At 50.6% G+C, this 24,424-nt stretch carries 15 protein-coding genes, 1 tRNA gene and 1 riboswitch; of the genes, 6 read left to right on the top strand and 10 right to left on the bottom strand.

Features of this window, described 5'->3' with window-relative positions; all coding sequences use genetic code 11:
• Positions 1-10: 10 nt before the first annotated feature.
• Positions 11-3,097 (top strand): efflux RND transporter permease subunit, encoded by a 3,087-nt coding sequence (locus TCARDRAFT_RS00295; RefSeq protein ID WP_007288013.1) that lies wholly within the window; start codon positions 11-13, stop codon positions 3,095-3,097.
• 29 nt (positions 3,098-3,126) lie between these two features.
• On the opposite strand, the gene TCARDRAFT_RS00290 is transcribed toward TCARDRAFT_RS00295, so the two are convergent.
• The 10 genes from TCARDRAFT_RS00290 to TCARDRAFT_RS00240 all read right to left on the bottom strand — a co-directional run bounded on the left by TCARDRAFT_RS00290 (position 3,127) and on the right by TCARDRAFT_RS00240 (position 16,522).
• On the bottom strand, positions 3,127-4,527 hold the full coding sequence (locus tag TCARDRAFT_RS00290) for an FAD-binding oxidoreductase (protein ID WP_007288012.1): 1,401 nt from the start codon (positions 4,525-4,527) through the stop codon (positions 3,127-3,129).
• 86 nt (positions 4,528-4,613) lie between these two features.
• A complete protein-coding gene (locus TCARDRAFT_RS00285; protein WP_007288011.1) occupies positions 4,614-5,888 on the bottom strand; it encodes a nickel pincer cofactor-dependent isomerase, group 22 in 1,275 nt (424 codons plus the stop codon).
• Between the two features lie 49 nt (positions 5,889-5,937).
• A complete protein-coding gene (locus TCARDRAFT_RS00280; protein WP_007288010.1) occupies positions 5,938-7,401 on the bottom strand; it encodes an SLC13 family permease in 1,464 nt (487 codons plus the stop codon).
• A 241-nt stretch (positions 7,402-7,642) separates the two neighbouring features.
• Positions 7,643-8,392 carry a LytR/AlgR family response regulator transcription factor gene (locus tag TCARDRAFT_RS00270; RefSeq protein WP_007288009.1) on the bottom strand — a complete coding sequence of 250 codons (750 nt, stop codon included), beginning with the start codon at positions 8,390-8,392 and terminating at the stop codon, positions 7,643-7,645.
• On the bottom strand, positions 8,389-10,071 hold the full coding sequence (locus TCARDRAFT_RS00265; protein WP_007288008.1) for a LytS/YhcK type 5TM receptor domain-containing protein: 1,683 nt from the start codon (positions 10,069-10,071) through the stop codon (positions 8,389-8,391). Before TCARDRAFT_RS00265 ends, TCARDRAFT_RS00270 begins: the two co-directional genes overlap by 4 nt.
• A gap of 155 nt (positions 10,072-10,226) precedes the next feature.
• Complete coding sequence (locus tag TCARDRAFT_RS00260; protein ID WP_007288007.1) at positions 10,227-11,834, bottom strand: gamma-glutamyltransferase family protein; 1,608 nt, start codon at positions 11,832-11,834, stop codon at positions 10,227-10,229.
• 321 nt (positions 11,835-12,155) lie between these two features.
• On the bottom strand, positions 12,156-12,941 hold the full coding sequence (locus TCARDRAFT_RS00255; RefSeq protein WP_007288006.1) for an NAD-dependent deacylase: 786 nt from the start codon (positions 12,939-12,941) through the stop codon (positions 12,156-12,158).
• A gap of 498 nt (positions 12,942-13,439) precedes the next feature.
• Positions 13,440-14,513 (bottom strand): Fic family protein, encoded by a 1,074-nt coding sequence (locus TCARDRAFT_RS00250; protein ID WP_007288005.1) that lies wholly within the window; start codon positions 14,511-14,513, stop codon positions 13,440-13,442.
• Between the two features lie 526 nt (positions 14,514-15,039).
• Positions 15,040-15,115, bottom strand: a tRNA-Ala gene (locus TCARDRAFT_RS00245).
• 63 nt (positions 15,116-15,178) lie between these two features.
• Positions 15,179-16,522 carry an MFS transporter gene (locus tag TCARDRAFT_RS00240; RefSeq protein ID WP_007288004.1) on the bottom strand — a complete coding sequence of 448 codons (1,344 nt, stop codon included), beginning with the start codon at positions 16,520-16,522 and terminating at the stop codon, positions 15,179-15,181.
• A gap of 487 nt (positions 16,523-17,009) precedes the next feature.
• Positions 17,010-17,149, top strand: a riboswitch (cyclic di-AMP (ydaO/yuaA leader).
• Between the two features lie 44 nt (positions 17,150-17,193).
• Between TCARDRAFT_RS00240 and TCARDRAFT_RS00235 the strand changes: the two genes are divergently transcribed.
• From TCARDRAFT_RS00235 to TCARDRAFT_RS00215, 5 genes are all read left to right on the top strand, one after another.
• On the top strand, positions 17,194-17,586 hold the full coding sequence (locus tag TCARDRAFT_RS00235) for a DUF2294 domain-containing protein (RefSeq protein ID WP_007288003.1): 393 nt from the start codon (positions 17,194-17,196) through the stop codon (positions 17,584-17,586).
• Between the two features lie 185 nt (positions 17,587-17,771).
• A complete protein-coding gene (locus tag TCARDRAFT_RS00230; protein WP_040682870.1) occupies positions 17,772-19,613 on the top strand; it encodes an APC family permease in 1,842 nt (613 codons plus the stop codon).
• A 155-nt stretch (positions 19,614-19,768) separates the two neighbouring features.
• Entirely contained in the window at positions 19,769-21,169 is a 1,401-nt protein-coding gene (locus tag TCARDRAFT_RS00225) for an FAD-binding oxidoreductase (RefSeq protein ID WP_007288001.1), read from the top strand.
• 137 nt (positions 21,170-21,306) lie between these two features.
• Positions 21,307-22,506, top strand: a complete 1,200-nt coding sequence (locus TCARDRAFT_RS00220) for an IS1182 family transposase (RefSeq protein ID WP_007288000.1) — start codon at positions 21,307-21,309, stop codon at positions 22,504-22,506.
• Between the two features lie 636 nt (positions 22,507-23,142).
• On the top strand, positions 23,143-24,333 hold the full coding sequence (locus tag TCARDRAFT_RS00215) for a glycosyltransferase (protein WP_007287999.1): 1,191 nt from the start codon (positions 23,143-23,145) through the stop codon (positions 24,331-24,333).
• Positions 24,334-24,424 lie beyond the last annotated feature (91 nt).

The raw sequence follows: 24,424 nt of genomic DNA, 5'->3' as shown, positions 1-24,424 counted from the left end.
GGAGAAGGCTATGATACTGACAAGCATTAGTTTAAAACGCCCGGTTTTCGCCACAGTAACCATTTTGGCGCTTATTGTCCTGGGCTTCTTCAGCTATGCAACACTCAATGTCGACGAATGGCCTAATGTCGAATTTCCTTACGTTACCGTCATGGTAACCTACCGCGGCGCCTCCCCAGAACAGGTTGAAACAAAGATTACCCAAAAAGTGGAAGAGGCGGTCAGTTCTATCGCTGGCGTGAAGCACATCTATTCCACTATCAGGGAAGGCGTGTCTTACACCACCATTGAGTTTACCTTGGAAACCTCGCCGGCAACGGCCGCCCAAGACGTGCGGGACAAGATCGGGCGCATCCGGGGCGAACTGCCGCAGGACGCTGATGAACCGGTCATCATGCGGTTTGACCCGTCGGAAGCGCCCATCGCTTCTGTCGTCGTCACCGGCAACATGAGCGTGCGCGAACTTACCATTTTGGTCGATGATGTCATCAAACGCCGCCTGGAAACTGTTAACGGCGTTGGCGCAATTAACGTTTACGGCGCGAGCAAGCGCGAAATCCAGATTAATTTAGACAAAGATAAAATCGCCGCCTACGGCCTGACCATACCGGAAATTGTCGACAACCTGCGCGGCGAAAACCTGGAAGTGCCGGGAGGCAAGGTCACGCACGGCGACCGGGAAGTGGTCATGCGGACGGCTGGCAACTATAAAACTGTGCAAGACTTTTTAAACGCTCCTGTCGGCCGGCGCGACAACGTCCAGCTATATGTCGCCAATATTGCCACGGTAACGGACACCACCGAGGAACCAACCAGTATTACCAAGTTCAACGGTCGGGAAGCGATCGGTCTTGACATCATGAAGCAGTCAGGAACCAACACCGTCCAGGTCGTCAAAGATGTGAAAAAAGTTCTGGAGGAGCTGAAAAAAGACCTGCCGCCCGGGGTTGAACTTGTCCTGGTGCGCGATAATTCCCGGACCATTAAGGAGTCCGTGGACGATGTGATCTTCAACCTGGTGCTGGGCGGCGTACTGGCCGTGGCCATCGTTTTCCTGTTCCTCGGCAACTGGCGCAGCACCATGATCAGCGCCATCGCCATACCGGCGTCGATTATTTCCACCTTCTTCATTATGAAACTGCTCAATTTTACTCTAAACACCATGTCGCTGATGGCCCTGTCCCTGGCGGTTGGCCTGTTAATCGATGACGCTATCGTAGTCATCGAAAACATTGTCCGCCATATGGAAATGGGCAAGGATAAATTTACCGCTGCGTTGGAAGGCACGCAGGAAATCGGCCTGGCCGTTACGGCCACTACCCTTACCTTAGTGGCGGTGTTTGTGCCGGTAGGCTTGATGAGCGGCATTGTCGGCCAGTTCTTTAAACAGTTCGGCATTACCGTTGCGTTCAGCGTACTGGTATCGCTGTTCGTCGCATTCACGCTCACGCCGATGCTGTCCGCCAACTACCTGGATATTGCCCACGGGCAAAAAAACAATGCCCTGGGGCGGTTCATTACCTGGTGGAACCGGCACTTTGACCGCCTGACGGAGCGGTACAGCGCTTTTTTGGCGTCGGCCTTAACCAAGCGGGGCAAGGTAGCGGCGGCGGCAGTGCTGATGTTTATCGCCAGCCTGGGGCTTGTTCCTTTCCTGGGTTCGAACTTTATCAGCCGTACCGATAATGCCGAATTTTCCGTGACCGTCGACGTTGATGCCGGCATGAGCGTGGCTGGCTCGTCAGCGCTGGCCGACCGGCTGACGGAAATCATCCGCGCCGTGCCGGAAGTCACGATGACGTACAGCGTGGCTGACGCCGACACCATTAAGATTTATACCCGACTGACGGAAAAGCAGCAGCGCAAACGCAGCGACGACCAGATTATCGCCGAACTGCGCGGCAAACTCAACGCCATCCCGGGTGTGAAGGTCAGTGTAACCAAAAAAGCGGGACTAAATGAAAGCAAACCGGTCACACTAGTCATCCGGGGCGAAAACCTGGACACCCTTGCCGAAATTGCCGAGCAGACCCAGCATGTCATCGAGATGACGCCGGGAGCGGTAGATGTTACCTCAACCTATAAACCGGGCAAACCGGACGCCCAGATCCGGATCAAGCATGACCAGGCCGCCGACCTTGGCGTGTCTACGGCCAGCGTGGCCGATACACTGCGCACCATGTTCAACGGACTGGTAGTCAGCCAGTACAAGGACGGCGATGACCGGTTCGATGTGCGCATCCGCCTTGCCCCTGAAAACCGCGTTAGCTTAAGCGACTTATCCGGCATTTACCTGCCCGCAAAATACCGCGACAGCCGCGGTCAGACCATTATGGCGCCGCTGTCCCAGGTAACCGAAACGGTATATGCCACCAGCCCGAGCGAAATCCGCCGCTATGACCGGCAAAAACAAATTCAGCTGTCAGCCAACCTGGAAGGGACTTCTCTTGGCAAATTTAATAAAGTGTTGACGGAAAAATTAAAGCAAATTCCGCTGCCACCAGGGTACAGTTTTGTTGCCACCGGCGAAGCCGAGCGAATGGGCGAATCCTTTACGAGCATCGGTATGGCGCTAGCCTTGGCGGTCATCTTTATCTTCTTCGTGCTGGCCGCCCAGTTTGAAAGTTACATTGACCCCTTTGCCATCATGCTGTCGCTGCCCCTGGCGATTATCGGGGCGATCCTGGGACTTTTGGTTATGAAGAGCGACCTCAGCATCATGTCGTTGATCGGGGTTATCATGCTCATGGGCCTGGTAACGAAAAACGCCATCCTGCTCATCGACTTTACCAAACAGCGCCGGGCGGAAGGCATCGACCGCGATACCGCCCTGGTGGAAGCCGCCCGCATCCGGATGCGGCCTATCATGATGACTACCGCGGCCATGGTGTTCGGTATGCTGCCTCTTGCTTTCGGCATCGGACCTGGTGCTGAAGCACGGGCGCCGATGGCCCATGCCATTATTGGTGGCCTGATTACTTCCACCATCCTGACACTGCTGGTCGTACCGGTAGTATATTCGCTCTTGGACGATGGAAAACAGAAGTACCGTTTTGCCAAACTATTTAAAGCCCGCCATACCGGGCCCAAAACATGATAAGCGGGCGCGCAAGCGCCCGCTTATACTTACACATCGAAAATTTTCCCCGGGTTGAGGATGAGATTGGGGTCAAGGGCTTTCTTAATCGCCCGCATCATCTCTAGTTCCACCGGATCGGTAAATTCTTGCATAAGCTGTTTGCGTTTATAGCCAATGCCGTGCTCGCCGGACAGTTTGCCGCCCAGCCGGTAAACGCACTTATACAGTTCGTGCTGGAAGGCGTCAAGCTTGGCATCCCATTCCCCATCAGGCATGTCGCCTTTCAGGATGTTCAGGTGAATGTTGCCGTCGCCGGCATGGCTGGCTGTCCGGGTTGCCAGGCCGTACTTTTCGCTTAAGGCTGCAATTTCGCGCATCATCGCCGGAATCTGGTCAACCGGTACGACAATGTCTTCCTTGGCCTGAATGAGGCTTTCGTGTCGAACGGCCTCGGCGAACGACTTGCGTGCCCGCCAGATCTTCTTGGGATCGGCAACTAAAACGCTCAACGCGCCATGCTCGGTGCACAGCTCGTCCAAAAGCACGCTCTTATTGTCCAGGTCGTCTTCGTTTTCGCCTTCGACCTGGACGATGACATAATGGCCGTTTTCGCTATGGGGGAGCTTTTCATTGAGGAAGCGCTCAACGCTCCGAATGGTAACATTGTCCATGAACTCCACACAGGTAGGCGTTATCCCGGCTTTGATGAGTTTGGGCACCAGGCCGATGGCCGTATCAATATCCGGGAATACCGCCAGCAAATCGACGACATGCTGCGGCAGCGGCATTAGCTTAAGCGTGATTTTGGTAATGATCCCTAACGTGCCTTCGGAACCGATGATCAGTTGGTCGAGGCGGTAGCCGGTAGTGACTTTTTCCAGGCGGCCGCCCAAAGTTACAATATCGCCGCGCGGCGTTACCACCTCAATTGAATATACCTGGTCGCGGGTTGTGCCGTATTTTACCGCCCGGTTGCCGCCGGCATTGGTGGCCACATTCCCGCCAATGAAGCAACTGTCGCCACTGCACGGGTCGCCGGCGTAGAACAGCCCAACCTCACGGGCGGCATTTTGGACATCGTCAGTTCGGACACCGGGTTCCACCACCATATACAGGCTGTCAGTATTGATTTCCAGGATGCGGTTCATCCGCTCCAGGCTGAGGACAATGCCGCCGTACACCGGTACGGCGCCGCAGGCTAGGCCTGTGCCCGCCCCGCGGGGTACGATGGGAATAAGCTCGCGGTTGGCCAGCTTGACAATCTCGGCAATCTCCTGCGCCGTCTGCGGCAGGACGACTACTTCCGGCATATGGTGGTAGCGGCTGTCGGTAACTTCGTCATGGCTGTAGGGGAGCATCTTTTCACCGTCGGTAATGACATATTTTTCGCCGACAATGCCTTTTAGCGCCTCAATAACTGCCGGTGTTACTTTGTTGTATTGAACCATTAGTTCATACCTCCCTATATTTCAAAATTATTATATCAATTCAATGCATTCGTCACTGTGAGTAAGTATAAGTGGCGCTCGTATAGCTAGCCATGGACTGTCCGGCCAATCCGCAGGCGCAGGTTGCCTTCGCCGTCAAAAGTAAATTCCTCCGGTTCCCCGCAAATCTCGATGCCCGGCCGCGCCGCCAGTTCAGGGATTAGCGCTTCCGACACCAGGCATTCGGTTAAAAACAATGTATTCGGGATGATGACGATGCGCAGCTTTTCGGCGGGAATGCCGCTTAGGCTATATAGCGCCGCATCAAGCAGCTTTTCCTCGGTATCAAAATACATGGGAATGGCCGCCCGCACGACAAACGTGCTGGTCAGACAGTTCAGGTAGGTACTGTGCCGGTCCATTTTGTCCACCAGCTTCTTGGTAACAAAGTCGGCCAGCCCGATACCGGTAGCGTTGCCGTGGGATTCATGCGACAAATCGAGGACGGCAATCCGCTTGATGAACGGTTTTTCCGGCTCAGGCACGCCCTGAATGCGGGCCCTGCCGATAATATTGGTATCGATGCCGGTGCCGCTGTAGTTCTTGCCCATCTCTTCAATAATCAATAGATCGAGATTGTCAGCCGGCAAGGCCGGCATAAGGCTTTTAGAATAAGCCAGCAGGTCGCTTTCTTCGTCAATCATGCCCGCCGGCGACACAGCGCGGATGAGGGCCGTTTCTTCGTAGGCATTTTCGATTATCGCCAGCCCGCCCAGGATGGGCAGTTTCGCCAGCAGCACCTCCCCGATTTCAACGAGTAACCGGGGCAACTCGGCGCTGCCGAAACCGTGGAACTGCTGAGCGCCCAGCGGGCCGCCGAGGCCGACGACCAGCTTCTTAATTAGGCCACTCTCCACTTTTCCTTTAAACGATGTATGGGTTTTAACCCGGTTGATGACCAAGATGCCGTCAACTTCCAGGGCAGATTTCAAGATATAGGCCGGAATGCCTTCGCGGGTATGGCCAATTATTTCATTGATGGCACAGGGAACTATCGGCGCCCCCATCGCCTCTTCGGTTATGCCAAGCCCCGCCAACACCTCGAGCTGACCGGCCTCAGTTCCTCCGCCATGACTGCCCATCGCCGCCAGCAGTATGGGCTGGGCACCCAGCGACCTGACGTATCCAATGGCCGCCTTGAGAATGGTCAGGATGTTCTGGATACCCCGACTGCCGACGGTAATGCCGACCGTTTGCCCCGGCTTTATCCGGTCTCCCAGGCTCAATTTGGCCAGCTCAGCTGTTGCCACGGCGCTAGCATCGTCGACCCGCGGCCGGGCAAAGGTCTGTTTTATGCGCACCATTTTCGGCAATTTTGCCATATTAACCGTCTCCCTTTCTATCCAAGTTTATTTACATTATTATTCATTATTATAGCAGGCCGATCCATTTCCACCAGGTAAAGGCGGTAACAATCCACAATCCCCAGATAATAAGTGCCAACACGGCCGACGACTTGATTTGCTCGGTAACGGTATAATAGCCTGTGCCGAACATAATGATGTTGCCCATGGTATTAAAGGGTAGAAAGAGGGCGTAGGCCATCATGATCGCCAGCGGCAGCACAAAGGCTACGACATTGAAACCCAGCGTCTGGGCAAGACCGATATAGATGGGGATCATGACACCGGCCATGGCCGTTGTCGTCGACCAGATGACATGGCTGAAAATGCTGAAGCCGATCAAAATGATGAGCAGCGGCATCATGGGGATATTCTGAAGCCCGAGGGCAGCCAGCAGCGTTTTTATCAGCCACTCGAAGGCCTTAGTCTTCATCAGGGCGCCGCTTAGGGTCAGCACGCCGCCGAAATAGACAAACAGCTCCCATGGCAGGGATTTTTCCGTTTCCTTCCAATCAAGGACGCCGATTTTCGGCATAAAGATAAGCAACGATACCAGGAAAGCCACCATTGTGGAGTTAAATTTATGGAAAATATCTGTAGACCATAAGACAAGGGCGATAAAAAAGTAAAGAATGGCTTTCTTTTCCCGGACGGACATCGGCCCCATAGCGGCAAGCTCCTGCTTGATATACTCGACGCCGCCGGGCAGGGCCGCCACTTCCGGCGGATACATCTTGAGCAACAGCCGTCCCGTAAGATACAAAATAATAATGTTGGTCGGCACCGCCGCCAGTGCCCAGTAACTCCAAGTGGTATATACTGACGCCCCCGCCGCAGCCGCAATCATGCCGACCGCCACAGGGTTGGGAATGGTGCCGGTAAGAAAGGCCGACCCGGTGATATTGGACGTAAACGTCCCAGCCAACATTAAGGCTTTACCGAAATTGCTCCGTCCGGGCACGGCCCGGTAGGCTTCGGCAATGCCCTCCACAATGGGCAGCATGGCCGCCGTGCGGGCAGTATTAGAAGGCGTCAGCGGGGCGATTAAAAAGTTGGCCAGCATGGAAGCATAAACCGCCCCCGCCGGTGTGCGCCCCCAAATGCGCATCATGTAGAGCGCCAGCCGTTTGGCTACCCCTGATTTGGTCATGGCGATAGAAATAACAAAGCCGGTCACTAACAGCCACAGCGACGACGAGGCAAAGCCACCTACAGCGAAATCGGCGTTCCGGATGAGGTTGCCCGCTTTGTCCAGTTTGCCGTCAGGGTTGCCGACCCAAAAGTATAATAATGTAATAATGGCAAAGGTGCTTACGGCAAAATTGATGCCGATGGTTATCCAGGCGACCACCGCCCCGCCGAAGATCGCCAGCAGTTTATGCTGGGTAACGGTCATGGACGCCGGCGTGGGGATTGCCCAAATAGCAAGTCCGGTTAAAATTGCGGCAATTAAGCCATACTTTTTGCCCCATTCCTCAAATTGGTTGGCCATACACCTATCCTCCTTTGTCAATTTTTTGTCGGAGCGATGTCCTCATTGCGCCAGAACCTGCCGACCGGGATTAAGACGCCCCCTGCCAGTCCGGCCCTCATTTTGATGTTATTGCGAATATTTAAGCTAGTACATCATTTTCTGACGAGCGCCAAAAAATCGGGACCGAAATACCTGAAAGCGGATACAAAAAACCACAAGCAAACGACAATCCGACTGCTTGTGGTTTTACGACATTTTGTTAAAACTGAATATATTCTTTGAGCTTTTTGGCATAAATGCGGCCCACCGGCACCTCTACCTCTTCCTTGCCCTCCAGCGTCAGCATATAGCCGCGGTGAAACCACGTAGCGAGCTGTTTGATTCGGTCAACATTAACAATATAGTTGCGGTGACAGCGAAAAAACTGACGACTATCCAATATTTCCTCGTATTCCTGCAAAGTATGTTTTGCCGCATATTTTGTCCCGTCAACAGTCTGAATGTAAACCATGCGGTTCTTGGCAAAAATAACCTGAATCCGCTCCACATCGATGACTTCCAGCCTGTCCCGCCCCTCAACGCACAGTTTGCGAAGATGCTGCGGCGCTTTGGGAAGCATCTCTGGCTCAACCCCCGACGCAGCATGCCGTCTGCGCATAAGCCGCTCTATAACTTTTTCAATATCCTGCTCGTCAAAGGGTTTAAGTATATAATGCAAAGCATTGACTTCAAACGCTTCAACGGCAAATTCGCTAAAAGCGGTGATGAAAACCACGTGCGGCGGATCTTTCAGGCTAGACAGGCGGCGGGCTACTTCCAGACCGCTCAGCCCAGGCATCCGGACATCCAGAAATACGGCGTCAGGTTTCACTGACCCAACCATGGCCAGCGCATCTTCCCCGTTATAGCAAACACCGACAACCTCGGCCGCCCCCTGTTCTTCCAGCAAGTATTTCAACTCGCGGCACATAATTTCCTCGTCGTCCACGATGAGAACTTTCAGCTTCACGCCACCACCCCCGCTCGCACTTCAGGCAAACGAATAATCACTCTCGTACCCTCTTTTTCCGCACTCTCAATACGCAGGCCATATCTATTTCCATAAAGTATTTGCAATCGTTTATGGACATTATATAGGCCAATCCCGCCGCTCGTTTCCCTTTTCGCTGCCGAAAACCCTACACCGTCGTCTTCGACCGCAATACATAAGTCGTCTTGGTCTTTCCACGCGCGCAAGACAACTGTGCCACCGGTTTTTTTCGGTGATACACCATGCTTTACGGCATTTTCCACCAGGGGCTGGAGCGAAAACACCGGCACCCGGCAGTCTAAAAGTTCTTCCGGGATATGTTCGAAAAATCTCAGTCTGTCCTGGAACCGTTCGCACTGAATACGGACATAAGTGCGAACGGTTTCCAGTTCTTCCCGCAGACTTATTATTTCTTCTTCCCGATTCAAGACCTTGCGCAAAAAATCGGATAAGTCCTTAATCAGGGCCCGCGCCGCACTCGGATCTATCCGGGTCATCGCCCTGATGGTGCCTAGTGTGTTAAATAAAAAGTGGGGGTTAATCTGGGCTTTAAGCATATTGTACTCAGCTTGGGCAAGTAGCATCTGCTGCTCAACAAGCTTGCGCTGGGCCAATTGAAGGCTCAAAAAATCGGCAATGCCCCGAATCAGTTCGGCTTCATAGGACGAAATAACTTCGTTGCCGGATTTGTAAAGTTTAATGGAACCAACGAGCTCGTCACTGACAATGAGCGGCACAGCTACTACGGCCGTAAGCTGGCATCCCTTGTCAGGACAGCCTACTTCATTTTTATTATTGATGATTATCGTCCGGCGGTCCTTAATGGCTTGTTTAGTGGCTCCCGTCAAAATTGGCTGGCCGGGCCGATGATGATCGGCGCCTGCGCCGACAAAGGCGAGCACTTTTTCCGTATCAGTGATCGCCACCGCGGCCGCGTTTGTTTCACGGTAAATAATCTGCGCCACATTGCCGGCAGTATCATTGTTCAACCCTTTATGCATAAAGCCGCTTGTCTGCTGCAGCATCCGAATGGCCTGCTGAGCCGATCGGGCCTGAGCTTTTTCCTGTTCGGCGAAAACGTCGCGAACAATATATATGAAGAGCCCCACCGCCAGGCTGTTCGCGGTAATGGTTGGAAGTGCGATGACTTTTTCCAGTTCCCAGGCCGCGGAAAATGGCTTGGACAGGGTTAAAACCAAGACCTTGAGCACAATTTCGCAAAGCAACGCCGTCGCTAACGCCACCTTTAAGTTGATACGCTGCGCCCCGCATTTTTTGTGAACCAACCCGCTGATGCAACCGGCGACAATATTGGCCAGCACCGCCGCCCACATCGTGAAGCCGCCCATAAAGTAGCGCGGGATGGCGCCGATAATGCCGGCGCCGATGCCTACCAGCGGCCCGCCCAGTAGTCCTCCGGCCACCGGGCCGACGATACGGGTATTGGCAAACGACCCCATTACCGGGATGCCGATCCAATTGCCGAAAGCGGAAAAAGCCCCAAATACCATAGCCAATATTATTCTGTCGAGCAGCCGGTATTCCGATGCCGTTAGGGTGCGGCGGATGGTAGGAAGCCGGGTAGTCAGGTACGCCCCTATCCCTACCAGAGCAACATTCCTGACAATATCCCACAGCAGCGGCCCAATATTAGGCAAAGCTATCACCTCGCCTGCCTTTTCTTAGTATAATTCTATAGTTTCGCAAAAATTATTACTTGTCCTGCCTTATTGAGTCTTACTGACAGGGAAGCTTATTTTAAAAGGCGCCAATATAAAAAGCCTGCAACATTAAATATTGCAGGCTCTGATATTTACCAAGCAGCCACTACGCCGTCGGCCCGCGGCTCGGTGCCTCCCGCTAGCACTCCCTGGTCATCACGCCAGATAATTTGCCCGCGTCCCATAGTATGATTGCCTACGGTCCGCTTAATATCATGTCCCATACGCTGCAGCGCCTCGGCCAAATACTCGGGAAAAGCGTGCTCAACTTCAATGGTTTTTCCTTCTGTCCACTGCCAACGTGGCGCATCAAGCGCAGCCTGTGGATTAAGGCCAAAATCAACAGTGTTCATAACAACCTGAACATGTCCCTGCGGCTGCACAAATCCGCCCATGACGCCAAAAGGCCCTATCGCTTTTCCATCTTTGGTCAAAAAACCCGGAATAATCGTATGATAAGGTTTCTTGCCTGGCTCAATGCAGTTGTCATGCTCCGCATCAAGGGAGAAGTTATTGCCCCGGTTATGCAGGCTAATGCCTGTTCCTGGAACGACCAACCCAGAGCCGAAGCCCATATAGTTGCTCTGGATATATGAAACCATATTGCCTTCACCGTCAGCCGTGGCAAGGTAAACCGTGCCACCCTTTGGCGGTTGTCCGGGCGCAGGCGTAAGCGCCTTATCGGTAATTAGTTTTCTTCTTTCTGCCGCATAAGCGTCAGACAACAGGTCTTCCACTCTTACTTTCATTTTGGCTGGGTCTGTTATATACTTCATACCGTCGGCAAAGGCCAGCTTGATAGCTTCAAACTGCTTATGATAGGTATCTACCGCTTCTTTCGCCGCAAAATCAAAGCCTTTAAGGATGTTCAAGGCCATTAAGGCTACCAGGCCGTGTCCATTGGGCGGGATTTCCCATACATCATAACCCCGGTAATTAACCTTTATGGGTTCTACCCACTCTGGCCGGTAAGCGGCTAAATCTTCTTGCCGCAAGTAACCACCATACCGCCGGGAAAAAGCATCAATTTTTTCGGCTAGCTCACCCCGGTAAAACGCTTCAGCTTTCGTTTCGGCAATTAGCTGCAGCGTCCGGGCATGGTCAGGACTGCGCCAAATTTCTCCGGCCGCTGGCGCCCGTCCTGCCGGGGCAAAAGTCTCAAACCAATACTTAAATTCTTCACCGGACAGCGCTTTGTACTGGTCGAACCCCAGCTTCCAGAGCTTGCTGATCACCGGCGACACAGGATAGCCGTTTTCCGCATACTCGATCGCAGGCCGTAGCACCTCGGTGAGCGGAAGTTTGCCGAACTTTCGGGATAGTTCCGCCCAGGCCGACGGCGCTCCCGGAACGGTAACCGGTATCCAGCCAAACGCCGGCATTTTCTGGTAGCCGGCTTTTCTAATAATATCGGCCGATATTCCCCGCGGGGCCGGCCCGCTGGCATTGAGTCCATGAAGCTGCCCGTTCGTCCAAACTAAGGCAAAAGCATCGCCGCCTATTCCGTTAGAAGTGGGCTCGACCACGGTAAGACAAGCGGCGGTTGCAATCGCCGCATCAATTGCATTGCCCCCGCGCTTGAGCATGTCCAGACCGGCTTGGGCCGCTAACGGCTGAGTTGTGGCCACCATCCCTTTTCTGGCATACACCACGCTGCGGCGTGAAGGATATGGATTATATAACGCATCGTATTGCCCCATAGTTTCTCCTCCTTATATTTGCCTGTTGAAACCGGTATTGCCGGACTAGCCTTGCCACCCGATCAGCTGCAAGACCGTTATCGCGACGGCTCCCAGAAGCAGCTGGACGGTCAAAACCGGCAAAAACCATTTGGCGTAACGCAATTTGTCCACTACAAAAAATACTTATATTTAAATTATAGCACATATCAATGTAAAATTTAGTAATTTTATGAATGAATTATTCAATTTAAAATTAAAAAACCGGAGCAAGGTTCACTTAGTCCTACTCCGGCAATATTTTTTTCAGTTCATCATGGCAAAAGCATTTTGACAAACAAATTACATTCGCAAAATTAACTCTTTTATACCCGTCAGCACTTCTCCCGCTTTTTCCCGTATTACCCATGCCGCTGCATCATCCAGCGGCGTGCTATCACTGTTAATGATAAGCAGTTTAGCGCCCTGTTCGACTGCCAGTTGCGGCAGGTAATTAGCTGGACTGACAACAAGCGACGAGCCGATGACCACAAAAAAATCCGCTTTACGGCTCCACCGGACAGCCTCATTCCATGCGGTATCGGGCAGCGACTCACCGAACAAAACGACATCAGGCCGTAGCTGCCCTTGGCACCGGGGACAATAACACTCGCTCCCATGACGGTAGCGCCCTGCTTTATAATCTTCTTCCCAAGTATCATTATGGGGTAACATTTGTCGGCTGTCATATTGGCTACCGCACTTAATGCAGCTTACTGTTCGTAACGTACCGTGGAGTTCTGCAACCCCTTGCGAACCAGCCCGCTGATGCAGCCCGTCGACATTTTGTGTAACCAGCTTTGTTACAAAGCCGGCCTGCGCTAGTTCTGCCAACGCCAAATGGCCGGGGTTTGGCTGAACTTCCCACAGGCGGGCAATTCGCCATTGATAAAAAAAGTAAAACTCATCAGGCTTAGCCTTTAGCGCCGCCAACGTGGCAAGCGTCTCCGGCCGGTCTTTCCATAAACCCTGTTTCGAGCGAAAATCCGGCAAACCCGACTCAGTGCTCATGCCGGCGCCGGTAAAGACAACAATATTGTTGGCACTGCGCCAGGCTGCGGCAATTTCTCTAAGAACTTCTTGGTCCACAGTCGTTCCCCCCTTTGCAATTCGATGCTATGCTAACGCTATATAAAAATATAATACAACAAAAGGCTTGCGCCAAGTGCAGTGCCAGCTCATTTTGCCTTTTGAACCAGCCGCGGCTGTGGTATACTGTGATGTATACTGACTGACCAGGCTGTTAAAATACGCCGAAGAGCTGGAGGAAGAACTCACCCCGGAAGACATCGCCACTATTGAAAAGGGCAAGGCCCAAATAGCGCGCGGGGAGAGTGTAGAAATGTCTTACCCGCAAACACCAAGGAGAAAATTAGCTTGAATACGTCGGTGCAACGGATGCCCTTCTCTTTACCACCATTAAACTCCCCAAAGGCGGCCTGCCTATCATGCCATCTTACTCCATTACAATATAATCACAATAAAAATCGTGACTAAACACTTACCACATCCCCGCTGGCTGTTTCGCCAAATAAACAAAAACTCCCGGCAAAAATACCGGGAAGTTATTTGCGCTGCACAACAAACCTATTTTTGCATACCGGCTTGGCGCACAACTTCAAACAAGCGCGTATTTAAAAAGATTTTTTCCTTGCCAATCTTTTGCGACACCAAAAAACCCTTTTCTTCTAGCGCCGCCAAATACCCGGAAGCGGTTTTCCGCGAAACGTTAAGCCCCCTTTCGATATATGGAATCTTAGTGTAAAATTCATAAAACAATAAATCTATCAATTCCCTTGAATAAATTTTGGGAAGTGCCTGTTTAACGTCTTCAGCTGTTTTCTCCATAACGCTATTTATCTTCTTTATCAGTAACAATGTCTCCTCGGCGGTCTGCTCCACACCTTCCAGCATAAACAGTACCCATTCTTCCCAATTGCCCTTTGTCCTGACCTCTTGCAGTAATCTATAATATGCCGATTTGTTCCGGATAATATATTTGCTGAGATAAAGGATAGGACTATCCAGCAACTCTTTTAAGACAAGATACAAGACATTTATTATCCGGCCTGTCCGGCCATTGCCGTCATAAAACGGATGTATCATTTCAAACTGATAATGGACAACAGCTAACTTAACGAGTGGATCAATGTTATCAAAATCGTCGTTTATGTACCACTCAAGGTTAGTCAAAAAGAATAATATTTCCTTTTCGCCACTTGGCGGAGTATATACCACTTCCCCGGTAGCGGCATTTTTCAGCACGGTACCCGAAAGCTTTCTTATCCCGGCCCTGTTATTTTCGATCAACTGCTGAATTTCAATGATCATATTGGTTGTCAGGAGTTGTTTTTCCTTCACCAGCTTATAACCATGCCAAAGTGCGGTTCTATAGTTTACCACCTCTTTTGCCGCCGGGTTGTTATAATTCTCAAGCGACATCGCTTTAAACAGTTCGTCATGCGTGGTAATAATATTTTCGATTTCGGAGCTATCTTTGGCTTCGTTAATAGTTACAGCGTTAATAAGAATATTTTTATTTGGTATCATATCAGCAAATCCTTTAAGCTCCGCCAACGCTCTATGCGACCTTGCCAGTTGCTTTAACACCATCTTGGTTTCAAGCTCCGCTTCTGGCGGTAAAAGCTTTACTTGATCCATACAGCTTCACCTCTCTCTATTCCCATTATATACCAGGTAACGTTCTATCTCAATAAAATATGAGTAAAAAAATAAAAAAATTACCCATGTTACAAGAACATGAGTAACTTCTTCCCGTGTTTCTATTCTGTAAGCCAGATCAACATTATAAAGTTATAATCATGAAATTCGGCTACAAACATCTCTCGTTCAACGTTAGATAACGTATTCTTCAATAATATGCCTCTTTGGTGCACAATAATTTGGCCGCCACTTCTAACTTGAGTCATAGGCGGCGGTTCAATACAACAGTCAAACATAATGAAACTCGGCTTAAACTCGGTAACAAATGGGGACAAAATGGAGGCCATCCTCCAACAGACAATCGAACAGGCCAAAAATAAAAAGCAGGCATGACCAGCCTGCTTTAGTCTTTTATCTATTAATATTAGGTTTTATTGGCACCCGTTTTTAAAAGATTGTCACTAACTATCACCAACTTTACATAATAAAAGGCCTTGCGACATCCGCAAAGCCTTGATTTTCCTGGTGGAGACGATGGGATTCGAACCCACGACCTCATGAATGCGAACCATGCGCTCTCCCAACTGAGCTACGTCCCCACACCAATTGATTTCACGACACATATTATATTATATTTCCCGCCTGCCTGCAAGGTTCTTATACTAATTTAATTCTTTGCCTTTGGTTTCCGGCAGCAAGAAGTAGACGTTGACGGCGGCGGCGACGTAGATGAAGGCCAACAGCGCCAGTGCGCCAGAAAGACTGTATTGAGCGGCCAAGATGCCGATAACGAGAGGAGCGAAACCGCCCACGGCCCGGCCGGTATTAAAAATGAAGTTTTCTGCGGTGGAACGGGCTTCCGTGGTATAGTTTTCCGACAACAATGCGCCGTAGCCGGCCATCATGCCATTGCAGAAGAAGCCGAGAATAGCGCCGCCAATTAAAAGGTGCAGTGGGTCGGACAAATTGGCATACACCCACACCGCGGCCGCGGAAGCCAGTTGGAAGGCCATATAAGTTGGGCGGCGGCCGATTTTATCGGCAATATAGCCGAAGACGGCAATCCCCAAAATCATCCCTAGAACGGTGGCCACCATCCACATGCTCGTTTTGTTCAGCGTCAGCCCATGCTGCTTCATCAATACCGTGGGCAGCCAGACCATGATGCCGTAGTAACCCGTGTTCTGCACACTGGTCATCACCGTAAGAGCCAGCGTGGTCGTTGCCGTACGGCGATCGGCAAACAGATGCAGCAGTGGGAACTTGGTGGTCTTGTTGTAAAACGCCTGTTCCTCGGCAGTCAAGGGTAACTTGGCCGCAATTTTGGCCTGAAGGGCCTTTTTCTTTGCCTGTGTTGCCAGCCAGATGAGCGGTTCAGCCAGACCATAGCGTGCCCAGGCAGCGAACAGGGCCGGCACCGCGCCGACCAGGAAAACGGCCCGCCAGCCAAAGGCCGGTAGTACATAGGCGCTGACCAAAGCGGCAGCCACCACGCCGAGCTGCCAGCCGACAGCCACTGCCCCGGTCGCCCGCGCCCGCTTTTCTTTCGGCCACGTCTCGGTGACAAGGGTCATGCCGATGCCAAACTCGCCGCCCAAGCCCAAACCGGCCAGAAAGCGGTAAATGTTGAGTTCCAGGAAGCTGTCGGCAAAGGCCGTTAGGCCGGTGAAAACCGAGAAAACCAGAATGGTGAGGGAAAAGACACGCACGCGCCCGATATAGTCAGCCAAAATGCCAAAGCCATAACCGCCAAGCACCGCGCCGATCAGGGTCACCGTGGCCACCAACCCGCCCTCGGCGAGGGTCAGGCCGAAAGCACCGATGATCGCTGTCATGACAAAGGACAGGATAAGCATATCCAAACCATCCATTGCGTAGCCTAATACGGAAGCAAGCAGTACTTTCCAGCGGTAGCGGCTGCCGCCATCCGCCGCGCTGGCCTGGGTTAAGCTTTGGGGCAAGAAACGGGGGGGTTGTTGCTCGATAACCTTGACGTGGGTTTCCATACCTTCTCCTCCTCGTTTTTGGTACCGAGGCAAGCGAAAAAGGCTTCCTGTCAGTCGCACTGACAAGAAGCCTTTTTAGTATGCAAAAGCGCCAACAAGCTGCAATCTTAGTTACGCCGCCTACCTTGTCAGCCTCACAGGACTGATTTAAAGGTACCAATAATATTGATTTTGTGTTTATTATGCCACGCCGCCCCGCCCGCTGTCAACCCTGCCCTTATGGCAACCAAGTACGGCGTAAAGTACTGGCTAGATTGTTCTACTAGCTTTTATGCCGACTGTTCATAAAATCATTATTTCGGAAAATGGGAGACAATGTTTTCACACCTGGTTTTTGCCGCGGCTTCAAATTTTGCGCAAACTGTTTTAATGCAGCGCCATAACCATCCCGTTGTATTATTAGCCGGCCAAGGCTATAAAAAGCCAGTTTTTCCTGCTAAAATGAAACTTTCTTTCTGTAACAGATAAGCTATAATTTACTCTGTAAAACAAAGCAAAGCCGAATTCCGTATGGAAGCGGAGGACCCACCTTTTTGGGGTGAATTCTGCCACAAGCAGAAAGGATGTTTACCTCTCTTGCCATCCTAACCCGACAGCTAACTTCGTAGGCTAAAGCAAAGAGGTCGAAAGGCCATATATGGTCTTTTCTTTTTATGGAGGAAACAGTTGTTATGGCTATTAAAAAAACTCTGTTGGAAGCCGAAATTAACGATGCCTTTATTAAGTTTCAGCGCAGCCTCATTGGCCGCGGACCTACGGAAGCCAAGACTTATATTATTGATGATATGGTCTTAATCCGCCTAAAAGGCGTTCTGACGATCGAGGAAACCCATCTTGTCAAAACCGAAAAAGGGCGGCAAATAGTTAAACAAATGCGGCAGATTCTGCGCGAGACATTTAGCGAAGACGCTGAAAACCTGGTAGCCCGCCTCACCGGGTGCCGGGTGGTCAGCAGCCACAGCGACATTAGCACGAAAACGGGCGAGCGGGTGGAAATATATATTCTTGACACAAATTTAGAAAAACAACTCCGTGATGAAGAAAAAACCAAAGTGGACACATAGCTGGCGGACAAAACGCAGAAGCTGCACAGCTTAGGCGATTTGTAGGCCGGTGCGCGAGTAACAGCCGGGCGGCTTATATTGGCCGCAAAGGTCTGGTTGCTTACGCACCGGTTTGCTTTTTATTGAATAACTTCGGGAATACTGTGTTAACAACAATAGGTATAATGGAGGTTGTTGATAGTTTTATGATGCGTGAAATCAGGCGTTTGCTAATTGGCAGACCGCTGCATAATCAAGAGCTTAGTCACGAAAAGCTTCCCAAATGGAAAGCTCTGGCAATTTTTTCATCTGATGCCCTCTCTTCGGTTGGTTATGGTCCAGAACAGATTATGCTGATGCTTGCGGTTCCGGGGGTATTAGCGTATGGCTATATCGGGCCGGTCGCCTTTGCTATCCTTGTCTTACTGGCTATTGTAACTGTTTCCTATGTACAGGTAGCCAAAGCTAACCCCGGCGGTGGCGGCTCCTACTCCGTAGCCATTACTAACCTTGGTGAGTTGCCGGCCTTAACGGCAGCAGCGGCTCTATTTGCCGACTATTCCCTTACTGTAGCAGTAAGTATTTCCTCGGGTACAGAAGCAATCGTATCTGCCTTTCCCCAGTTAGTCCCCCATGCCTTAACAATTGATTTAGCCGTGTTATTTGGTATATTGATGTTAATCAATCTGCGCGGCGTACGCGAATCATCCAATGTTTTTGTCTTTCCTACGTATGCTTTTATTCTGGGAATGTTAGGGCTTATTGCGGCAGGTGTTTATCAGGCGTTTACGCAGCCAGCGCCACTCATCCCGCCCGCATCTGCCGCTAAGCAATGGGACTGGGCAGTAGCCTTTCTGATCCTGCGAGCCTTTGCCTCTGGCTGCAGTTCTATGACCGGGATCGAAGCCATTTCCAACGGCGTACCCATGTTTAAAAAACCGGAAATCCGCAATGCAACAATCACAACTTATTGGATGTCGGCGATCCTTGCCGTCATGTTCGCCGGAATTTCCTTTTTGATTATGCATTATCACATCATGCCGGTGCCTGATGTTACGGCACTCTCGCAGGTGGCCGAGTTAACCTTCGGTCGCAATTGGGCGTATTACTATGTTCAATTTACCACCATGCTGGTACTATATCTGGCCGCCAACACGGCTTATAACGGCCTGCCGCCCTTACTCTCCATTTTAGCAAAGGATGGCTATATGCCCCGTTATCTTGGCGCCAGAGGCGAACGGCTCAGCTTTTCCAACGGAATAATTCTTCTCAGCGTCATAGCCGGCCTGCTAATCACTATTTTCCACGGCAACACCGAACATCTAATTTCTTTGTATGCCATTGGCGTCTTTCTTTCGTTTACCATCGCTCAAGTCGGTATGGTTGTTTACTGGCGCCGCGAGAAAAGCAAAGGCTGGACCAGGCGAGCAATTTTAAATGGAGTAGGGGCCATCGTCACTGGTACCGTTGTGTTGGTCATCGCTATTACCAAATTCTTTTATGGCGCCTGGCTGGTGCTTATTTTCATTCCGACAATGATTTATATTTTTAAAAAAGTCCGTCACCACTACAACGATATGTCAGAACAGCTCCAGCTGCCGCCTGAATATACCAATCCTGCCAGCTTGCAGCACCCCCAAGCTAAGAACTTGATCATCGTACCAGTAGCCAGTATTACCCGCGTGGTAGCCCAATCACTCCAGTACGCCAAAACGCTTAGTCCCGATATCCTGGCAGTGCACATTGCTACCGATGACGAAACAGGTCGTAAATTTAAAGAAAAATGGGAGAAATGGAATCCCGATATCCGCTTGGTTATTATTTACTCTCCTTACCGGTTGGTAATTAAGCCATTGCTGGATTATATTGAACAGCTTGAAAGAACCAAGGCGCCGTCTGATTTTATAACCGTCCTGATCCCGGAATTCGAAACAAAAAAGTGGTGGCACAGATTGCTCCATAACCAAACGGGCTGGGTTTTGCGGACGCTGCTTATCTTAAAAGAAAACGTAATTGTCGCTACTATTCCTTATCACCTACAAAAATAAAATCGGCAACCAATAGCTAAAAGCATTGGCTTATAAGACCCATTTTGATATATTTTATAAAAAATTTTTATAGACAAATTTTACCTGCCAGATTATACTGAATTTAGCAAGTAGTATAACTTGCTGGTTATACCCGAGTGAGGGAGGGAAAAAACATGGCCTCTTACAATCCGGTGAACGAGGCTGTAATTGCAGAGCTGAAAAAGATCGTCGGGGAGAAATATGTGTGGACCACCCCCGAGAAGATGGAGCCCTATTCCCACGACGAAGTAACCGACCCCAAATATGTGAAAATGCCGGAAGCAGTGGTCCTGCCGGCCAATGCGGCGGAAATCGCCGAAATTATTAAACTTGCCAACCGCGAACGCATACCCGTTGTCCCACGGGGCGCCGGCACCGGCCTGGCCAGTGCCGCCGTGCCATTCAAAGGCGGCATCGTCCTGTCGTTGGAGCGGATGAATAAAATTTTGGAAATTGATACCATTAATATGTTTATGGTCGTTGAACCAGGCGTAACCACCGAGGCGGTGCAAAAAGCGGCCAACGCCGCCGGTTATCTCTATGCCGGCGATCCGTGCAGCGGCGACAGTTCCTTCATCGGCGGCAATGTTGCCACCAATGCGGGCGGCAATAAGGCGGTCAAATACGGTACCACCCGCCGCCAGATATACGGTCTGGAGATTGTCACTCCCGAGGGGGAAATTGTCACCCTGGGCGGCAAATGCATGAAAGATTCCACCGGCTATAGTCTCGTCAACCTGATTATTGGCTCAGAAGGCACCCTGGGCGTCATTACCAAGATATATCTGAAGCTGATGCCGCTTCCCAAGGAACAGATTGACCTGCTGGCCGTATTCCCTGATCTTACGACCGCAATCGGGGTCGTACCAAAAATCATGGCCGCCGGTATCACGCCCACCTGCGTTGAGTTCATGGACAACGAAACCATCAAGTGCTGCGAGGAATTTTTGCGGGAAAAACAGCCCCACAGCGATAATGGCTATTATATTATCATTAAGCTGGAAGGCGAAAATGAAGAACAACTTGAAGAACAAGCGGCCACCATTGACGAACTGTGCAGCGAAAACGGCGCTATGGCCGTGCTGGTCGCCGACCCGGCGAAAATCTGGAAAGCGCGCAAGGCGTTCGCCGAGGCCGACCGCGCCCGCAGCCTAGTTTTCTCCATGGAAGACATTGTCGTTCCCATGAGCGAAATCCCCAAAGCTGTTGAGCAAATCGCCGCCATCGGCCGCAAACATGGCGTAACCATGCACTGCGCCGGCCATGCTGCTGACGGCAATATCCACGTCAATATCCTCAAAGATAAGATGAGCGATGAAGAATGGAACCGCGTTCTGCCGGCCGTCCAGGAAGAACTGTATACGCTGGTTTACAGCTTAGGCGGTAAACTGTCCGGTGAACACGGCATCGGCTACAAGCGGGTCAAATTGCTTGAAAGGTTTGCTAGCCCGGTAGAAATCAAGATGATGAAAGCGATTAAGCAAGCGCTCGACCCCAACCTCATCCTCAATCCCGGCAAAGTTATTGACATTTAAATTGAGAGATTTTCATATTTTGCAGCCCAGATAAATCAAGGGTTCTGAAGACAATAAAAAGGACTTCACCCCCAGAATTGCCGAATTTATCAAGTGACAAAACAATCCAAATCCAGCAAATGGAGGTTGAAGTCACTATGTATATTCGGCAAAAACCCTTATTTTCCTTCGATACTCTTATGCAATATCAACCCAAAACTCGTCTGGCGATGGTTTTTGAAAGTATTGATCTTCACCCCTTGTTAAAGACTTTACCAATAAAATCTATCCGCGGCCCTAAAGGATATAGTTCAGCCGCATTAATAAAAGCCTTTCTTGCAATGAGGTTATGTTCCATTCCTACCGTCACATTACTGGTCGAGCGCTTAAAAACTGACTTGGTTTTTCGCTACGAATGCGGCTTTTCACTAGAGCAGCCTGTACCATCATTAGCTACATTTAGTCGTTTCTTTCAAAAGATAGCTGAGACAGATAGCCTACAAGTGCTATTCTCTGCTTTGGTAGATACCGCCATTCAAGACAAGGTCATATCTGGTGAAGTTGTTGCAATCGATGCCAGCGCCATCGACTCTTATGAAAAACCTGTTCCTAAAAAGGAGCTAAATAGCAATGGCGACAGTGCTACCTGGGGTGCTAAGCTAGATACCCATGGTAATCAACATGTATGGTTTGGCTATAAACTACACCTGGCAGTTGACACCAAAAGCGAATTACCTATAGCCGTCAAAGTCACTCCTGCCAATCGGAACGATGTCACACAGGCTATCCCTTTAATGGATGAAATCAAGCACCAGCCAAAGTACTACTGCATGGATATGGGCTATGATGCCAAAGATGTTTATCAAGCCGCATATGAGCGCCAAGCACAAGCCATTATCCCTCTCAATCGCCGGAAAGAAAAATTACCGCCCGAAGGAATGGACGAAAATCGTACTCCAACATGCTCCATGGGTTATCCGATGGTTTACTGGGGGTGTGAAAGAGAAAAAGGAATATTAAAGTTTCGGTGTCCCCATGTATGTGGCAAAGTTAATTGTCCTAACGGGAGTGCATGGTGTTCACCGTCTAACTATGGCCTGGTTATAAAGAAAAAAGTTGAAGATGATCCGCGCAGCTTCTGTACTCCTCATCGTGGCACACGGGAATGGGAAAAACTTTATGCGGAGCGAACATCGGTAGAACGAGCATTTTCCCGATTGAAGGAGCAGCTTGGAGCAAACACGGTTCGTGTACAGGGAATTAAAAAGGTTACAGCACATCTAATGCTTTGCTGCATTGCTTTACTGGCAGGAACAATAGCGGTTAATCGCCAGATACATCAGCAAAAAGCAGCCTAATTATTGTTTTTCATCTTACTTTTTACAGAATTAGCCCACCATAGGGATAGGTCTACCCTTTTTTAGGATGATATTGGAGCATTTTTGTTAAAAATTGGCTAATTACACTAATAGCTCTTGAATTTGACATCAAAATTGCTTAAAGACATCTCTTTGTGGATAACTTGCGATTGAATTATGCAAAACTCTCAATAATGTTAAACGTATATGGAGATATTCATGCCGATAAATCGGCACCACAAAGATTATCATGCCAACAGTTGGCACCACAAAGAATGAAAACCGTTATTCAACCACAGAGGGCACAGAGGCGCGATATTCATCGCGCGAAGAATTGAATAAAAAATTTTCTCCGTGTCCTCCGCGGTTCCATATAAAATAATTCAAGCGCGACAACTGTCGCGCGCGTAGCCCTTTGCGTTCTTTGCGCCCTTGGCGGTTTAACGCTTTTCAGGGTAGACCCCCATGTCGTTAGCACGATACCAACAAAGAATGAAAACAGGTGTAGAGTTTTCGGAGTAGACGCTGACCATTATTAACAAGCTGGCGCAACAAGTGTCGCTATAGCGGCAGGCGCCGCAAAGAAACTAGCAAGTCTTGGATATCGGCGAAATATAAAAGGACGAGGAAAGGAAAATGGGTATGCTAAAACATTTACGCGTTGGAATTCCGGTTGTGGGCGGAAAAGGCTGGCTTGGCGGCGTTTTGCATATGGAGCTGCATGTCAAGGCGGTAACTTCCCTGCCGCGCGAGGAGCGGCCCCGGCTTTTTCTGGTAATTACCGGTGATACCCTGGACGGTTTTGCCTGCTATCGCCCGTTCGCCGCCTTGTTTGACGGCCTTATTTTCATGGGGGCTGATATTGGCGCGGCGTCTGCCGCTACCGGTCTGCCGCTGATCCATTGCGCGAATTGGGACGATTTATTTTACCGGATCGATTTCCTGTTTCCCGTTAGCTTCAATGTTCTTCCCGGCCGGTGTGCGGCATCATGGATTCACGATTTTCAGCACAAATATTTGCCCGGTTTTTTTTCGGATCAGGACATTGCGCTGCGGGATGAATTATGCCGCCGGATTGCCGACCAGGCACGTTTGGTTTTTTGCAGCAGCCGAGCGGTTGAACGCGACTTTTGGCGCTTTTTCCCTCAGTCGAAAGCCGTGACCAGAGTGCTGTCCCTACGGGTAGCGCCGGAAGCAGAGTGGTATGCTGGCGACCCGGCGGCGGTTCAGGCGAAATACCGCTTGCCGGACCGTTTTGTCCTTTGCTGCAACCAGTTCTGGGTCCACAAAAATCACCGGCTATTGTTTGCAGCAATCGCCCTTTTGCGCCAGGCCGGGCAGGAGGTTCAGCTGGTTTGCACCGGATTGCCCGATGATTTCCGCCATCCGGGCTATCTGCAAGAATTAGAACGCTATATTAACGAGCTGGGCGTCACCGATTTAATCCACATTTTGGGGCAAATACCCCGGCACGACCAAATTCAGCTTATCCGGCGTAGCCTGTTTGTCGTGCAGCCCTCGTTGTTTGAGGGGTTAAGCCTTATCGTTGAGGAGTGCCGGGCCTTAGGCAAGCCCCTTATCCTGTCCGATCTAGATGTCCATCTGGAACATGAATACGGCATTTATTTTAAACGCACCAATGTCCATGACCTGGCTGCCAAAATGGCCGCGCTACTGGCAGTCGCCCGGCCTGGTCCGGACGCTGCGCGGGAAACCGAGGCTAGGCTGCAGGCGGAAGGTTTAGCCGCTGGTTACGGTCAAGCATTCTGTCGGCTGGTTGAAGAGGCAGTGGCGCTTTTTGGGAAAAAGTTGGCGCCAGCGAGATAAGCGCCACAGGCGTGGTACTCGCGCCGGCCGTTGCCTTATCTGGTTTATCCGCCGCCAGTACTGGCAAGGACGATGCAATGCGTGCGCTGGG

Source organism: Thermosinus carboxydivorans Nor1, assembly GCF_000169155.1.
Taxonomy (GTDB): Bacteria; Bacillota; Negativicutes; order Sporomusales; family Thermosinaceae; genus Thermosinus; species Thermosinus carboxydivorans.
The sequence above is the reverse complement of the archived record's forward strand: the minus strand, read 5'-3'. Positions and strand labels throughout refer to the sequence as shown.

Excerpts from the sequence above, each read along its gene's own strand:
- TCARDRAFT_RS00295 (WP_007288013.1), top strand. The coding sequence starts at position 11 with ATGATACTGACAAGCATTAGTTTAAAACGCCCGGTTTTCGCCACAGTA.
- TCARDRAFT_RS00290 (WP_007288012.1), bottom strand. The coding sequence starts at position 4,527 with ATGGTTCAATACAACAAAGTAACACCGGCAGTTATTGAGGCGCTAAAA.
- TCARDRAFT_RS00285 (WP_007288011.1), bottom strand. The coding sequence starts at position 5,888 with ATGGCAAAATTGCCGAAAATGGTGCGCATAAAACAGACCTTTGCCCGG.
- TCARDRAFT_RS00280 (WP_007288010.1), bottom strand. The coding sequence starts at position 7,401 with ATGGCCAACCAATTTGAGGAATGGGGCAAAAAGTATGGCTTAATTGCC.
- TCARDRAFT_RS00260 (WP_007288007.1), bottom strand. The coding sequence starts at position 11,834 with ATGGGGCAATACGATGCGTTATATAATCCATATCCTTCACGCCGCAGC.
- TCARDRAFT_RS00250 (WP_007288005.1), bottom strand. The coding sequence starts at position 14,513 with ATGGATCAAGTAAAGCTTTTACCGCCAGAAGCGGAGCTTGAAACCAAG.
- TCARDRAFT_RS00240 (WP_007288004.1), bottom strand. The coding sequence starts at position 16,522 with ATGGAAACCCACGTCAAGGTTATCGAGCAACAACCCCCCCGTTTCTTG.
- TCARDRAFT_RS00235 (WP_007288003.1), top strand. The coding sequence starts at position 17,194 with ATGGCTATTAAAAAAACTCTGTTGGAAGCCGAAATTAACGATGCCTTT.
- TCARDRAFT_RS00230 (WP_040682870.1), top strand. The coding sequence starts at position 17,772 with ATGATGCGTGAAATCAGGCGTTTGCTAATTGGCAGACCGCTGCATAAT.
- TCARDRAFT_RS00225 (WP_007288001.1), top strand. The coding sequence starts at position 19,769 with ATGGCCTCTTACAATCCGGTGAACGAGGCTGTAATTGCAGAGCTGAAA.
- TCARDRAFT_RS00220 (WP_007288000.1), top strand. The coding sequence starts at position 21,307 with ATGTATATTCGGCAAAAACCCTTATTTTCCTTCGATACTCTTATGCAA.
- TCARDRAFT_RS00215 (WP_007287999.1), top strand. The coding sequence starts at position 23,143 with ATGGGTATGCTAAAACATTTACGCGTTGGAATTCCGGTTGTGGGCGGA.